The following is a 13,840-nucleotide window of genomic DNA, read 5'->3' on the forward strand; positions in this document are numbered from 1 at the left end:
ATTTGCCATGGTTGCCTTCCTGGCTCTCTGGCTTACCAGATGAGAACACAGCCCGCCTTGGCGGGTTTTTTTATTACCATTTTTACAGCGCGGAGGGCTGATTCACTGATTGTGGTAATAGTGCTAACTCTTACGAGCGCAATCAAGAAGGTATTCAAGGTGGGTTACCATGTCTGCCTTAATCTTTTTCGTGGATGATACATAGTTAAAAAGGGCATTAACCTCATCCCTTGCACCTGCAACATTGTTGCCTTTGCTCTCGAGTTCCGCGAGCAAGCGAACAATTTTCGAATCCTGTGAAAGCCGCTTAATCCCTTCATCGCTATAGAGTTTTTCCGTATAAGAATCGTTTCCAGGGTAATGATATTCAGTGTTGTTTTTCATATTTTTCGCCCTCCTGATAATACTGTATATTTACACAGTAGATAGCGCAAGTTTTTGCATGTCATCCAGACCAAAAAAATTAATAATTAAGCCGTATTCGACTATTACTAAATACTCACATACGCATTAATTGGGGTATGCTTACCTGATAATTCAACGCCAGGAGCATGCCACAAATGACCGTATCAACCATAGTTAATCATGAGCAATACGAGGGAAATGGTACGGCCACCACATTCCCTTACCGATTTAGAGTTTTGAAAGACAGCCATATCATTGTCACCGTCTCTGATTTATCAGGCAACCTCATCGTACTAAGGCAGAGTGTAGATTACGACATTACAGGTGTCGGAAACGTAAGTGGCGGCAGTGTGATTCTGAGGTCACCCCTTCAGAAGGGATTTAGCATTTCACTTGATCGCGACCTGCCTGCTGTACAGGAAACAGACCTCAGAAATCAGGGCCGTTTTTTTGCTGAAACGCATGAGGACGCGTTTGATTACTTAACGATGTTAGTACAGAAAGTAAGCTCTTTTTTTACACGGGCATTGAAAAAGCCGTCTTTCATAGCAAAATATTATGATGCTGAAGGGAACCAAATTTCCAACCTCGGCGACCCGGCAAATGATCTTGATGCGGTTAACAACAGAACTTTGCGTAACTACGTTGAGAAAGCTGTTGCCGGTGTTACAGGTGGTTTTGGCTGGTTTATTCAGTATGGTATCGGCGCTATTTACCGAACCTTCCAGGATAAGCTCAGGGATATCAAGAGCGTTAAAGACTTTGGCGCAAAAGGCGATGGCCTTACAGACGACAGCGATGCCATCCAGCTTGCGGCGAATAACGGCTGTCTGTATTTTCCACCAGGCAACTATTTAGTATCGAAGGATATAATCCTTACGGTGACTAAAGATTGCGTTATTAAGGGCGCATCCCGAGCAGATACCACCATCATTTACACAGGAACGGGGACGCTCTTCTCCGCAAAATTTCCTGACAGCATTCGTTTTGTTCAGGTGTCTGAAATTCGTGTTATGACAAACACCCTTGCTAAAGCAACAGCATTTTATTTTGAATGGCCTGAGGACTTTGAGCATGGGCTTGTTCAGCGCGGCTCCTTCTTTAATGTTTCCATCCGAGGCCTTGACGAATACGAAAATGGTTTTAACTCCTGTGTGCATATGCACCAAGGAGATAACATCAATTTTATCAACTGCGAGTTTAAGGGGGCTGGTGGTAGCACCACTGTAACTCAGGCGTATAATACTCGTTGTGCGATCGGGGTAAATATCACGGGAAGATTCAGCCCGGTTGAGTATAGATTCAGTAATTGCTACTTCGGTAGCTTCTATCAGGGTATAAAAGTAGAAGATACGGCCGAGGGAATTTATATCAGCAACTGCATCCTTTTAAACGTCAGGCATGCACTGTATTGGGTCACCGGTCTTTGGTCGCCAAACTGGCCAGACAATCCAGGTTCTTCTGCTGCTGGCAGGCCATTCCTATCTATCCATAATAGCCATCTTAGCTTCTATGAGTATGGTGTTTACACCTCTGGAGTTATCTGTATCCATGAGACTGACATACTCACCTACCACCACCAAAGTGCAACGCAAAATGGCATATCTTTTGCGCATGGAAATGCCACAGAGGTTTCTATTGTTAATTGCGAGGCATGGGGGTTTAATGCCAGTTACTATAATGATGGCGTAGATTTCTTTCAAAATGTCACATACAGCAAAGTCCGTGATCTAAGGTTTGTAGCCGCTGCCAATAACTCAGCACGTTATGCAGTTCAGTTACGCCCTGGTTGCACAAACAACGATATCTATGGCGTTATCAGGCGTAAGAGTGGCGGTACATTTGTTAATAACATTACAATAAACGAACTGTCGGGTGGGCTAAATAATATAGGCGTCAGGGGAGGGTTGTTTTATGCTACCGCTACGCAGAATGTTTCTTCTGGATTAAGCTCTGTTGTTAACTATGGTGCCCGAGATTATGACCCTGAAAATTTGTGGTCTGGATCGGGTGGTAGTATCACTATTCCATCTGGTGTATCTAGAGTTAGGCTAAGTGGTGCCGTACTATTTGACTCAGCAACAACCGCATCCACCAGAGAACTATTTTTTTTAAACAACGGATCATCAGCCCGAGGAGTGGGGCAGCAGTCAGTTACCTCTGTGGTAGGAAAAGGGACGTACATGAACATTACCAGTGCAGTAATTTTGGTAACTCCTGGAGATGTGATAACGATGAATGTAAGGCACGATGATGGGCAGACCAGAACCCTTCAGGCGAACCTTACTTGGTTGCAGGTAGAAATAATTTCCTGACATTCGAAAAAAAATGCAGGGTGTTTCAACACCCTGCAGATCTTTATTTGATGTTCGTAATATAACAACCGTAATAATCGGTTTTTCCAATCATATTATAAAAGTACCATTCATCCCTGTTATTTAAGTATCTATATCCATGGTTATCGTTAATTATCCCGATTTCATATCCTTTTTTACACTTGTCTGTTCCTATTGATTTTATAATTTCACTCTCTCTCATCTTTAACTTTTCTCCGTAGGTTGAGTAAATGCACAAGGTATAAATTCCAAAGCATGTAGACAAAAATAACAATGCAACTGATGCCTTTTGAAGTTCAAACTTTTCAAATGCCTTTGAGGAAGCATGGCATATAAATGAGTACATAACGCACCATGAAAAAAGAAACCCTCTTGCCTCAGTGTATGGTGATGCCATCATGGAGCCGACGACTAATACAGACGATAAAATAAGGCACGCATGGTACTTTCCGAAAAGTTTAAGCTTTGCAAGATATATAACAGATATAATAGAAAGAATAAAAATAACTGATGATGTTGAAAAGAAAACAAAAACAACGTCTGCAAATCTATTTGAGTAGTGGACTAATAAGTCTTTATTCACTGGTATAACACTTGAATAATAGGCTCTTCTGGCCGAAGTGGAAGGTGCTGCCATCAATGACAGCCAACCTATAAAAACAAAAAAAACAGGAAGGTAATTTATTATTTTTCTTCTTCCTTCCCATACACAAAGAATAAGAAGTGAAACAAACAGAGAAAATGGAACATTCTCGAAGCTAAGGCCTGCAAGTATACATATTGATAAGTATAGGGAAAATATTAACTTCCTTTTACTCAAAATCTCGATGTTAGATCTTCCAGAATATGGGATTACTACTAGCAAGGTTAGTATCATTGGTTGAAGGTAGCCAGAATTTGCCGTTTTCCAGAAAAAAACCTCCATTCCGGGCCATATTATAAACATAAACCCTGCGCAATAAATAGATGCAAGCTTCCAGATGCTCCCATCATTTTTACTGCACGCCATAGCAACCACTATAGAAAATACAGGAAAAGAAAGAGAGTAAATGACAATTGACATCCAGCGCGGAAAGCTTAATTCGATAATAGCTAATTGCTCTCCAAGTCGGGCATTCCAACCATTTATTTGATTATAAGATTTACCTATTGCGTAGCTTATCCTTTGAAAAAAGGATTCATCATGAAACAATCTTGTCAGCCCATAATCTTCCCCAGCCATAGGTGACATAATCACAATCGCTATAAATAGCGCAAATGAAATCCAGGCGAATAAAACAAAATCTTTTGACTTACTATCTCTCATTTTTTCAATCATCTTTTTTTAAAGTGTATTTTGGGCGCTGTTTTGTCTCAATGTAAATTCTGCCTATATACTCTCCCAGAACACCAATGCCAATCAGTTGAACCCCACCAAGAAAAAGAATTGATACCAATATTGAAGGATATCCTGCGACTGGGTTTCCCCAGATTAGCTTGTCTGCAATCATCCATAAGCCGTAAAAGAAAGATAGCCCGGCAACGAAGAAGCCAATGTAGGACCATATACGCAGCGGGAACGTTGAGAACGATGTTATTCCCTCTAATGCCAGATTCCACAGTTTCCAGCCATTGAACTTTGTGGTTCCGGCTATACGTTTACCACGTGTATATTCAACGATTTCAATTTTACCGCCAACCCATGATAGTATCCCTTTCATGAACAGGTTACGCTCAGGAAGAAGTTTAATACTCTCAACAACATCGCGAGAGATTAATCTGAAATCGCCCACGTTTTCCTCAATTTTTGGCGAGCTGATTTTGTTGTGCAGACGATAGAACCACTCTGCAGTCTTACGCTTCATGTAGCCGTCAGTGTTTCTGTCAGTGCGCTTAGCCAGCACCATATCTGCACCTGATTGCCAGCGCTCAATCAGCAAAGGTATAACCTCGAGCGGGTCCTGCAAATCGACATCAATGGGGATAACCGCATCGCCAGTGGCGCATTCTATGCCTGCAAAAAGCGCTGCTTCTTTGCCGAAGTTTCTGGTAAAGAATACATTCCGGACCAGCGGGTCTCTTTCTTTCATATCCTTCATTAGTTGCGGCGTGAAGTCAGTGCTACCATCGTCTACAAAGACAATTTCAATTTCATATTGCTTCAAAAAATCTTTGTATCTCACCGCGCTATGAAAATGCCCTATTGCATCTTCTTCATTAAAAACAGGAACCACTAAAGAAATTTTCACTTCTGCTCCTTAAATATAAATAATTTTGAAAACAGAAAACCGCAGACCAGACTTACACCTGAAAATAAAATTATAGTTATGACAGGTTTTAAATTCATGGTGTCTCCCATCCAGCCAATGGTTGAAGCCATTGCTCCCATGATAAACACATACATCATGTACCTGATGGTTGTTGCTTCTGAGTCGAACGTCCACTTAGCGTTTACGAAAAACGAGAAGGTGACGGCAACACAGAATGCAATAAAGTTAGCCAATGCCTGGCTGGTGTAGAAAAAATTATAAGCAACGAGGAATACCATCCAGTGAATGGCCGTGTTAAGAATTCCTACCGAAAAATAGCGTGTAAATAAGTTTAACATGTGTCGGAGTCATTAAGGATTTTCCTCATATTACCACTTACCAATTAGGTAACAAACCTAAGATTACACCTAAAATTACCAATAACCCACATATGCATTATTGTGTATAGTATCGCCATTAACTACAGTGGAGGTGTGCTATGCACTATGCAGGTGGTTTCCATGACTGATCCTTTGTCCGTGACCGGCACAACCTCGGTGACTATTGGGTTGAGTGGATCGGCGTGGCTGGCTTTTTTTAATGGTGTCCCGCCTGAAGTTGTGCTTGGCGCGTTTTCTGGCTCGGTTATATTCGTCACCGCTGCACAGGAGTACCCGATCAAGAAACGGCTCATTCTTGCCCTTGTCAGCTTCATCGCAGGCGTAATTGTTTCCCGCCCAGCTGCTTCTCTCATTATCGCAATCATTTCTAAATGGGCGTCCGTTTCGCCAGATTCGATAGAGATTAAGTCAGCTTATGCAGGTGCCGCGCTGATTATGTCAGTCGTGGCTGTAAGACTTTTGATGCATCTCTATAAGCGGTCGGGTGATCCTCAGGCAGCCTTAAAGAGAGGCTCTGATGATGACAAGTTATGAAGTGCTCCAGGCAATAAATGCAATCCTGTGCGGCGTGATTGCGCTCAGGCTGATGACGTTCCGCCGTGAGCGTTCAACGCATAAGCCAGCTGGTGGCTGGCTTGCTTACGCCATTATCGTAATCTGCGCTTCTGTTCCCATCCGTGTCGCCTACGGCTACCACGTCAGCACTGACTGGGCCGACCTCCTCATCAAAGTCCTGCTGTGTGGCGCGCTGCTGAAAACTCGCGGCAACGTCATGCAGCTTTTCACTATCGCTAACCGGGGAAAAAAACGTGAAAACTTCCGATAACGGCATTGCTTTGGTAAAGGCTTTTGAGGGGCTAGAAACGAAAGCCTATCCAGATCCTGCGACAGGCGGCGCACCATGGACAATCGGGTATGGCCACACGGGTAATGATGTTCGTCCAGGCACCGTCTGGAATCAGGCGCAGGCTGAATCAGTACTGCGCTCTGACCTGGTATATTTTGAATCACTCGTCTCTAATGCTCTTACCACTACCGTCAGTCAGAACCAGTTCGATGCGCTGGTCTCTTTTTGCTTCAACGTCGGACCGGGTAAGAAGGGCGTAAAAGATGGGCTGCTGGTTCTGAAAAATGGTAATCCGTCCAGCCTCCTGCGCCTCACCAATGCACGCGATTTCGATGGAGCGGCACGCCAGTTCAAATACTGGTGCAATGCAGCCGGCAAGCCAATGAAAGGTCTGATCCGTCGCCGGGCTGCTGAAGCTGCTCTATTCAGCGGGGAAACTGCTTCCGATGCGATAGCAATCGGCAAGGCGGCCGCATGATACCTGCCTTCCTAAAAGCCTACTGGAAACCGCTGGCGGCCTTCTTGCTTGTAGCCGGGGGCTTATGGCTTGTCCATCAGATCGGTTATTCGTCGGGGCGGGCTTATGCCAATCAAACCTGGCAGGATAAATGGGATAAGCGTGACAAAGCAGATGCTGAATCAAGGCTGGTTTTCACTCAGGAGCAGCGACGCACTGAGCTGGCCCGCCAGGCTGCCATTGATAAATTACAGAGAGAAGCCGATGAAGAGAATCGCAAAGCTAATGCCGATCGTATTGCTGCTCAGCGTTCTGCTGACAGGCTGCAACTCGGCATCGTCGAAGCCATCACCCAGTTACAGCGGCGACGTGGCGGCGATACCGGAACTGCCAGCAGCGGGAAGGTTAGGCCAGTCTCCTCCGATCTGCTTGCCAACCTGTACCAGGAAATTGACGCAACAGCGGGAGAACTGGCGGAAGAGGCTGACAGGCGAGGACGTATTGCCATGACCTGTGAAAGGGCTTACGATGCGGTACGCAATTCACGTCTCGACCCACCCGATAAACAGGCCAATAAATAGTCACTTTACTCCGGTGTCGGTATGGCAGACGGTATCGAGTAAATAGAAATCATCTTACTTATTAATTATCAGTTAGTTACGATATCAGTACACGATTGAGTGGGAATGATTTAGCGTCCGGCTCAGACCGACAGTAAGCAGTGTAAAACGAAGCCCGCGTTATGCGGGCTTTTTGCATTTTAGCTCCCGCATTGTCTGGCCGATAGTCGCTTCGCCGGAACGGCGAGGGATATCACTGAATTTCGCCTGCAAAATGAGTTCACGTTGAACAGCGCACGGCGCTGAAGCGAACTTAGGATCTACGCCAGGCGGCAGGCAGGAGACGTACGACGCGAAGCTCGGTGACGACAATCCCCACCAGGATTAGCGCCGCTCCTGCAAGTTTTTCCGGCGGCAAACGATCGCCCGCGAGAAAATAACCAAAAATCCCACTAAACACAGGTTCGCAAATCAGTATCAGGGCGACCTTTTCCGGGGCCAGCACAGCCTGAGCACGATTCTGAATGGCGTACGCCAGGGCTGTTGCGAACAGGGCCAGTGACAGGATTGTTAATGCTGTCGGCAGCGAGTGAGGTAAAGAAAACTGGTCACGGGCGACGCTCCATAACAAAGAAAGCACGCCAACGATGCCGAGTTGTATCGATGTTGATGCCAGGGAAATATCAGGCGTTGTGAAAGTCGACACGATGACGATGTGTACGGCGAAGCACACCGCACAACCCAGAATAAGTAAGTCACCATAGTGTACCCTGAACCCGTCAAGGCTGAGTAAGCCAAGCCCAAACACGGCAATGGCGGTTCCTGCTGCCTGTTTAGCACTGGGGCGTCCTCTGCCGATGAGATAGATACACAACGGCGTGAAAACGGTGCACAAGCCTGTGATGAAGCCGGCATTGGAGGGCGTTGTGTAAGCTGTGCCGGATGTCTGTAGGGAAAATGCAGCGAAGAGCACGATGCCCGCCAATACCGCACTCACCCAGTCACGTGGCTTCAGGTGGCGAAAAGAACGGATCGAAAAGGGGAGAAGCGCGAAAGCCGCCAGGGTAAACATCCACGCGTTCAGGGTGGATGCGGCCATGAAGCCCAGCGTGTCGTGCTTCGCAACGAAGCTCCAGCCCCACACCGCCGTGACGGCTAAAAGCGCGATTGACCAAAGGATGCGATATGACATAGTTGTCCCTTAGGCAGGCATTTATACCGAATGCCTGGCTCAGAATTGTATGTCAGCGGTACCCAAAGCGGCTTACGATAATTCAGTAAAAAGCTCCTGGCAATCCTTAACGCTGTTCCTGCGGCGGCTATCCGAAATTTCAACTGTTGATGACGCGAAGTAGCGAGTTAGAAGGGGTCAGTACAAGTTGCCAGCAACCGGGAATTTGATAAGGTCAGGGTTCTGTGGCTGGCGGTGGTCGGGATGAGCAATGAGCAGACGTTGATAACATTACTGCCTCGCTACAAGCCTGCTTAACGGCGGGTTTTTCCTTTCACTGGTCGAAGGCCGTTTTTGGGTGAAGGCATAAATACTTGCGCGGAGTGGAGAAGGGTGATCACGCCCTGATGCCTGTCAGCATTTAAGCCAGAAAAAATCAGCCGGTGCTATCCGGCTGATTTTATTTACCGCATGTCTGCACGAACAAAAAAATATGAATCCGCTGTCGGGCGATGTTTACTTAAGGTGTTCCTTCAATTCCGCTGACGCCTGGCCAATCGCCGTGCGTACCGTCGGCTCTTTACTCAAGGCATTCAGCAAACCAAAGTCGTGAATCATGCCGTTATAGCGGGTCACCGTCACCGGTACACCGGCGGCATCCAGCTTACGTCCAAAGGCTTCACCTTCATCGCGCAGCACGTCGAGTTCGGCAGTCTGAATCAGCGTTGGCGGTAAACCGGCCAGTTGCGCCTCAGTGGCACGCAGCGGAGAAGCCAGAATGTTATTCCGATCTTTATCTGACGTGGTGTAGTTATCCCAGAACCACTTCATCATGTTTCGGGTCAGGAAATAGCCGTTGGCGAATTGCTGATAAGACGCATCATCAAAATGGGCATCGGTGACGGGCCACAGCATCACATCGTAACGAATCGCCGGGGTTTTATGTTGTTTGGCCTGCAGCGCGACGGCGGCCACCATGTTGCCTCCCACGCTGTTACCGACCAACGCCAGGCGCTTACCGTCAACGCCAATTTCAGCACCGTGTTCGGCTACCCATTTTGTCGCTTCATAAGCCTGGGTAATCGCGACCGGATAATGGGCTTCTGGTGAGGGCTCGTAATTCACAAATACCGCCGCAGCGCCGGATTCGTTCACAAGGTCTCGCACCAGACGTTCGTGCGTCGGGAAGTCACCCAGCACCCAGCCGCCACCGTGGAAGAACATGAATACCGGGAGCACGCCGGTTGCGTGTTCGGGTTTGACAATCGTCAGTTTGAGCGGCTTGCCCAATGCTGTGATGGTTTTTTCAGAAACCTGTGCGGGTGGCAGTGTGGCACCTTGCTGCGCGCCGGTGAGTACCGCGCGTGCTTCTTTAGGCGTTAAGGTCTCAATGGGCTTACCGCCGCCACTGTTCAGTGCTTTAAGAAAGGCGGCGACGCCAACGGTAGGTTCAGGCGCATTCTCCACAGGGCTGGCCCATGCTGATGTGATCTGGCTGGCTAACAATAAAGCACCTGCGGTGAGTTTCACGTTCATTTTAATTTCCTTGTGTTTGCGATTAAGTAGTGCGCTATTTAGTTTGGCTAAGATGGCAGGTATTTCTTGAGTTGTAAACTACTAAATAGTGCGCTATTTAAATTTCATGACTGACGCGAGAACAATGCTGATGGCGAAAAGGCGCGGGAAGAGGCGTGGCGTCTGTATTGGATGGCATTTTTTACGATTTACCCGTGGGTGAATCAATTTCGTGCCAGTTGTTTTTTTGAGCGCTACACTCATCTCTGAACCGCAACGCTGTCAGCGTGTAAAACAGCCTGCGTGTGTCCATTTCACGGCATGATAGCGACGGGCAATCAGGCTTTTTGATGACTCAAACTCAAGGACTGAATTAACCATGTTTAAGCGTCTTCTCTCTTCTCTGCGCAATAAAAACCAACCCGCCGATACCGCACCAGACGAGCCCGCTCAAGAACGGGAGATGATTGTTGCTTACGATGCTCATGGACAGGAAATGCACATTGCACGCAATGAATGGCGTGAGAAGGTCTTTCTGCCGGATCTGGAAAAGAAGTGGGATGATGCGGACGCCTTGTACACCGCGATTCTGATGGGGTTGAAAGACGCCTTTGCTTCCGATCTGGTTGCGGCAGCGGAGCGCCTGGTGGACATTGACCGTAATCCTGAACGAAGTCATACCCTCCACGGCATTGTACTGATGGAAACCGGCCACCTGGATGCGGCAGAACAAACCCTGCGAGAGGGAATGGATAAATCAGGCGCGACAGGAACCTTACTCACCAATCTGGCGAAAGTCTTTGCCGAGCGCGGTGAGGACAAACGGGCAGATGACACGCTCTGGCAGGCTATTCAAACCGATCCGAACCTGGATAACGGTTTACTCTGGTGGGTGAGCATTCAGCGCGAGCGCGGAGGCGAGGATGCTTACATTGAGGGATTGCGCAGTGTTGCCGCGATGCCGGGAAGCTGGCGAGCACAGCTCTGGATGGCCCGTTTTTATCTGGAGCATAACGAAACCGACAAGGCTCGTGGACTTTATGAAGAGGTGCTGTCGGGTGGACGGTACGATGCTGAGGCGCTGTATATGATCTCTGGCGACCTGGGGAAAAATGGCGAGATTCCGCTTCTGATTTCGCTGGTTGCGCCCCATTACGATGTTCAAAAGCACGATCCTATGGCCGGTATAAACTTATTGCAGGCTTATCTTGAGTTGGGGCAGACGGATCAGGGGCTCACGCTTCTTAACCAGCTGTATGCACTCAATTTTGCCCCGATCAAGCAGCATCTTGATTATTACAGACAAGAGTTTGAAGAGAAACGCCGCCAAACGGAACCCGTTCAGCAGGTGGCGCCTGATGATGTGAAAATCACAACGTTATCCGTTACGCAGCCCATTTGGCATTACGGCTTATGTAAAGCCGACTGGCTGTTTAACCAAAAACCTGAAGAGACAGCGAAGATCGGTTTCTTTGCGTTATCAAAAATACCGGATGGCACCGCAGCCCAGGGCATACAGCGCGAAGATGAGCTTGGCCGACTGTCGCGCGCGATTCCGCTCTATCTCGCTGAAGCCGTACATTACTGGAGTGATTATGCGGCGTGCACCTATTTTCTGATGGCGGAGGGCCACGGTCCTGTTCTCACTGGCCAACCGATGGTGGGTGAGGATATTTATGAGATCCTGCCGCCTGACATGAAGTATGTGGTGACGGGGGAAATTGGCTGCACTGGCGAGGGCGAACAGCGTCGTTGGCAGATTGCGTTGTCGCTGTGGAACTGTAACACGCGCAGTAAACAGTCGACTGAAACTGAAGAGGTAACGGATGCCGGTTTAGGCAACGTGATGCAGGCGTTGGAGCAAAAATTACTGATGCAGGCCGGCCTGAAGCGTGAACAACCACTGGATGCCTTTTATCAACGTCCTCCGGCTGACGCGTTGCCTGTCTATCTGACCGGGCTGGGGCAATCGTTAATGCTGACGTTGCTGGCTAACCAACAGGTTCCGTATTCGGAGGTCTGGAATGAGCGCGCCATGTTGGACTGGCCGCTGAATATTCTCCGTCACTGGCCATCTCTGACTGCCGCTAAAATCATTTATCTTTCCGGGTTGGGCAAAGCTTTCGATTATCACTCGGAGGCACTGCCGGGCTACCAAACATCCAGCCTGGAATTGCTGAGAATGGAGAGCAGTCAAAGCAGCGTGATTGCAGGACTCCCGCCGCTGATGTGGAAAATATTTGGCATCGAAGGTGAGATAAACTCACGCAGCCAACCTGTCGCGCCGGAGGCGCAGCAGCGCTATGAAGCGTGGTTGCAACGTGTAGCGGAAAAGGCGATAACAGGCTAGTTTTCAGACGGCGGGTTCAAGATAACCTATGCTGTTGTTGAAATAGCCAGGCATGAAATGCATCTGGGATCTGTTATCTGCTTCGAGCATGGGTGAAGTGCAGGCTTCGCGTGCCTTCGGGATTGGCTCTGACGCCTTCTGTACTGACCGCAAAGCAGAGGGCAGCCCAGACCGGTCGCGCGCTGAATGCGCGCGGCGAGTATCCCTGCTTGCTTCCTGAGCCTGAGTCGAGGCGGGTTTCAGGCTGGCTGATTCTGCGTATAGCCCGCCTCTTAGCATACTGGTGGTGACAGCCATCACGGCCGCTTGACGTTGCGTGATGGCGGGCGTTGCGTCTGCAGCCACTCACCAGCTTGAGCAAATATTGCGATGACATCGCAGCATAGTTAGTGAATACAAACCTTCTATTTCATTGCAAAATCATCCCTTATCTTTTACCTGCAGGAACCGCGATGCTGCCTCTGAAAATCTTCAGTCTCTGTTTTCTCACCGTGATTTTGCTGTCGCTTGCGGCCAGCCTGGCACAAGCCACTCATGGCAACAACGCTACCGGCCAGGGTGGCTGGGCAACGGCCCGAAGGGATTCGGCTGGTGTCGCGCCCGATCCACAGGCCAACGCCAGTCAGGCCATCGTTCAGGTCTATGCCGCACCGACATACGGCTGGAAAGGCGCTATCGCGGTGCACCCGTGGATTATCTTTAAACGTGCAGGTGAAAGCCGCTATACACGTTACGAAGTCATTAGCTGGGGGAGCGGCGATAAGGTAAGACGTAATTCATCGTTGCCTGACGGCTACTGGTACGGGGCAAAACCGCGGCTGTTGGTCGAGCATCGTGGCCGGGATGCGCAAAAGCTGATCCCGCAGATTGAAGCCGCCATAAAATCCTACCCCTGGCCCACCACCTATCGCGCCTGGCCCGGGCCGAACAGTAATACCTTTATGGCGCACATTGGTCGCAATGTGCCGGATCTCAAGCTTGATCTGCCTGCCAACGCCCTGGGAAAAGACTACCGGCCATTATGGCGCCCCGTGGGCTTGCCGCCGTCAGGTCGTGGGGTTCAGGTATCAATACTTGGCGTCGCGGGCATTACGCTGGGGGCGGAAGAAGGGGTTGAAGTGAATCTTTTGGGACTGAGCGCGGGGATAGGCTTTGCGCCGTTTCGGCTAAGACTGCCTTTTATTGGCGGTTTAGGAAAAAATAATCTGCAGGAAAATAAAATCTGACAGCCGTTTGGTGGATGACGCGGCAGGCGAAACAGGTTACCCGAGTGTTGGGTTGCCGCGTAACCCCACTTCGGGTTGTCTTAACCGTTACGGTCTGCCTGAGTCACATCATCCGTTTTAACAGACGCCAAAATCGCCATCTTCATGGTAGAGATTTACGCTGTCCGCGTTAACTTCGATTTCTTTTTGAGTGGCATCGTCCACGCGAGCGCACCACAGCGTTTCTCCTTCGGCACGTAGCACCACCATTTTGGGGCCGCCCGTTTTCGATTGTACCAGGTCATCAGTTTTAAACATATTTCCTCCGTTGTGAGTATTGATTTTAGTCCATCACGCCAGACTGA

At 48.6% G+C, this 13,840-nt stretch carries 14 protein-coding genes; 7 read left to right on the forward strand and 7 right to left on the reverse strand.

Annotated features, from left to right (window positions below; genetic code table 11):
• Positions 1-123 precede the first annotated feature (123 nt).
• Positions 124-384 carry a hypothetical protein gene (locus NXS97_RS19110; protein ID WP_259232738.1) on the reverse strand — a complete coding sequence of 87 codons (261 nt, stop codon included), beginning with the start codon at positions 382-384 and terminating at the stop codon, positions 124-126.
• 176 nt (positions 385-560) lie between these two features.
• On the opposite strand from NXS97_RS19110, the gene NXS97_RS19115 reads away from it, so the two are divergent.
• Positions 561-2,720, forward strand: coding sequence for a glycosyl hydrolase family 28-related protein (locus NXS97_RS19115; protein WP_259232739.1), 2,160 nt, complete (start codon positions 561-563; stop codon positions 2,718-2,720).
• Positions 2,721-2,763: 43 nt separating this feature from the next.
• On the opposite strand, the gene NXS97_RS19120 is transcribed toward NXS97_RS19115, so the two are convergent.
• From NXS97_RS19120 to NXS97_RS19130, 3 genes are read right to left on the reverse strand one after another with little or no spacing between them, the layout of a single operon-like run.
• Positions 2,764-4,047, reverse strand: a complete 1,284-nt coding sequence (locus NXS97_RS19120) for a DUF6056 family protein (RefSeq protein ID WP_259232741.1) — start codon at positions 4,045-4,047, stop codon at positions 2,764-2,766.
• Between the two features lie 4 nt (positions 4,048-4,051).
• The gene (locus tag NXS97_RS19125; RefSeq protein ID WP_259232742.1) at positions 4,052-4,969 is read right to left on the reverse strand and encodes a glycosyltransferase family 2 protein; all 918 of its coding nucleotides are present in this window, start codon (positions 4,967-4,969) and stop codon (positions 4,052-4,054) included.
• The gene (locus NXS97_RS19130) at positions 4,966-5,328 is read right to left on the reverse strand and encodes a GtrA family protein (protein WP_259232743.1); all 363 of its coding nucleotides are present in this window, start codon (positions 5,326-5,328) and stop codon (positions 4,966-4,968) included. The genes NXS97_RS19125 and NXS97_RS19130 overlap by 4 nt, the downstream gene beginning before the upstream one ends.
• Before the next feature lie 162 nt (positions 5,329-5,490).
• On the opposite strand from NXS97_RS19130, the gene NXS97_RS19135 reads away from it, so the two are divergent.
• From NXS97_RS19135 to NXS97_RS19150, 4 genes are read left to right on the forward strand one after another with little or no spacing between them, the layout of a single operon-like run.
• The gene (locus NXS97_RS19135; protein ID WP_164482412.1) at positions 5,491-5,904 is read left to right on the forward strand and encodes a putative holin; all 414 of its coding nucleotides are present in this window, start codon (positions 5,491-5,493) and stop codon (positions 5,902-5,904) included.
• The gene (locus NXS97_RS19140; RefSeq protein ID WP_246871098.1) at positions 5,888-6,196 is read left to right on the forward strand and encodes a phage holin family protein; all 309 of its coding nucleotides are present in this window, start codon (positions 5,888-5,890) and stop codon (positions 6,194-6,196) included. The genes NXS97_RS19135 and NXS97_RS19140 overlap by 17 nt, the downstream gene beginning before the upstream one ends.
• Entirely contained in the window at positions 6,180-6,695 is a 516-nt protein-coding gene (locus NXS97_RS19145; RefSeq protein ID WP_259232745.1) for a lysozyme, read from the forward strand. The genes NXS97_RS19140 and NXS97_RS19145 overlap by 17 nt, the downstream gene beginning before the upstream one ends.
• A complete protein-coding gene (locus NXS97_RS19150) occupies positions 6,692-7,255 on the forward strand; it encodes a DUF2514 domain-containing protein (protein WP_259232747.1) in 564 nt (187 codons plus the stop codon). Before NXS97_RS19145 ends, NXS97_RS19150 begins: the two co-directional genes overlap by 4 nt.
• 292 nt (positions 7,256-7,547) lie before the next feature.
• On the opposite strand, the gene NXS97_RS19155 is transcribed toward NXS97_RS19150, so the two are convergent.
• Together NXS97_RS19155 and NXS97_RS19160 are read right to left on the reverse strand one after the other, a co-directional pair.
• Positions 7,548-8,426 (reverse strand): DMT family transporter, encoded by an 879-nt coding sequence (locus NXS97_RS19155; protein WP_116219830.1) that lies wholly within the window; start codon positions 8,424-8,426, stop codon positions 7,548-7,550.
• A 495-nt stretch (positions 8,427-8,921) separates the two neighbouring features.
• Positions 8,922-9,941, reverse strand: coding sequence for an alpha/beta hydrolase (locus NXS97_RS19160; protein WP_015699747.1), 1,020 nt, complete (start codon positions 9,939-9,941; stop codon positions 8,922-8,924).
• Positions 9,942-10,299: 358 nt separating this feature from the next.
• On the opposite strand from NXS97_RS19160, the gene NXS97_RS19165 reads away from it, so the two are divergent.
• Together NXS97_RS19165 and NXS97_RS19170 are read left to right on the forward strand one after the other, a co-directional pair.
• The gene (locus tag NXS97_RS19165) at positions 10,300-12,270 is read left to right on the forward strand and encodes a lipopolysaccharide assembly protein LapB (protein WP_116219831.1); all 1,971 of its coding nucleotides are present in this window, start codon (positions 10,300-10,302) and stop codon (positions 12,268-12,270) included.
• Between the two features lie 452 nt (positions 12,271-12,722).
• Positions 12,723-13,496 carry a DUF3750 domain-containing protein gene (locus tag NXS97_RS19170; RefSeq protein WP_116219832.1) on the forward strand — a complete coding sequence of 258 codons (774 nt, stop codon included), beginning with the start codon at positions 12,723-12,725 and terminating at the stop codon, positions 13,494-13,496.
• 117 nt (positions 13,497-13,613) lie between these two features.
• Here the strand turns inward: NXS97_RS19170 and NXS97_RS19175 are convergent, their stop codons facing one another.
• Positions 13,614-13,793 carry a DUF2158 domain-containing protein gene (locus NXS97_RS19175; protein ID WP_013026715.1) on the reverse strand — a complete coding sequence of 60 codons (180 nt, stop codon included), beginning with the start codon at positions 13,791-13,793 and terminating at the stop codon, positions 13,614-13,616.
• Between the last annotated feature and the right edge of the window lie 47 nt (positions 13,794-13,840).

The sequence above is a fragment of the Pantoea sp. B623 genome (assembly GCF_024814475.1).
GTDB classification, from domain to species: Bacteria; Pseudomonadota; Gammaproteobacteria; order Enterobacterales; family Enterobacteriaceae; genus Pantoea; species Pantoea ananatis.

Bases quoted from the DNA above. Each gene is read 5' to 3' on its own strand.
- NXS97_RS19110 (WP_259232738.1), bottom strand. From the start codon at position 384: ATGAAAAACAACACTGAATATCATTACCCTGGAAACGATTCTTATACG.
- NXS97_RS19115 (WP_259232739.1), top strand. From the start codon at position 561: ATGACCGTATCAACCATAGTTAATCATGAGCAATACGAGGGAAATGGT.
- NXS97_RS19120 (WP_259232741.1), bottom strand. From the start codon at position 4,047: ATGAGAGATAGTAAGTCAAAAGATTTTGTTTTATTCGCCTGGATTTCA.
- NXS97_RS19130 (WP_259232743.1), bottom strand. From the start codon at position 5,328: ATGTTAAACTTATTTACACGCTATTTTTCGGTAGGAATTCTTAACACG.
- NXS97_RS19135 (WP_164482412.1), top strand. From the start codon at position 5,491: ATGACTGATCCTTTGTCCGTGACCGGCACAACCTCGGTGACTATTGGG.
- NXS97_RS19140 (WP_246871098.1), top strand. From the start codon at position 5,888: ATGATGACAAGTTATGAAGTGCTCCAGGCAATAAATGCAATCCTGTGC.
- NXS97_RS19150 (WP_259232747.1), top strand. From the start codon at position 6,692: ATGATACCTGCCTTCCTAAAAGCCTACTGGAAACCGCTGGCGGCCTTC.
- NXS97_RS19155 (WP_116219830.1), bottom strand. From the start codon at position 8,426: ATGTCATATCGCATCCTTTGGTCAATCGCGCTTTTAGCCGTCACGGCG.
- NXS97_RS19160 (WP_015699747.1), bottom strand. From the start codon at position 9,941: ATGAACGTGAAACTCACCGCAGGTGCTTTATTGTTAGCCAGCCAGATC.
- NXS97_RS19165 (WP_116219831.1), top strand. From the start codon at position 10,300: ATGTTTAAGCGTCTTCTCTCTTCTCTGCGCAATAAAAACCAACCCGCC.
- NXS97_RS19170 (WP_116219832.1), top strand. From the start codon at position 12,723: ATGCTGCCTCTGAAAATCTTCAGTCTCTGTTTTCTCACCGTGATTTTG.
- NXS97_RS19175 (WP_013026715.1), bottom strand. From the start codon at position 13,793: ATGTTTAAAACTGATGACCTGGTACAATCGAAAACGGGCGGCCCCAAA.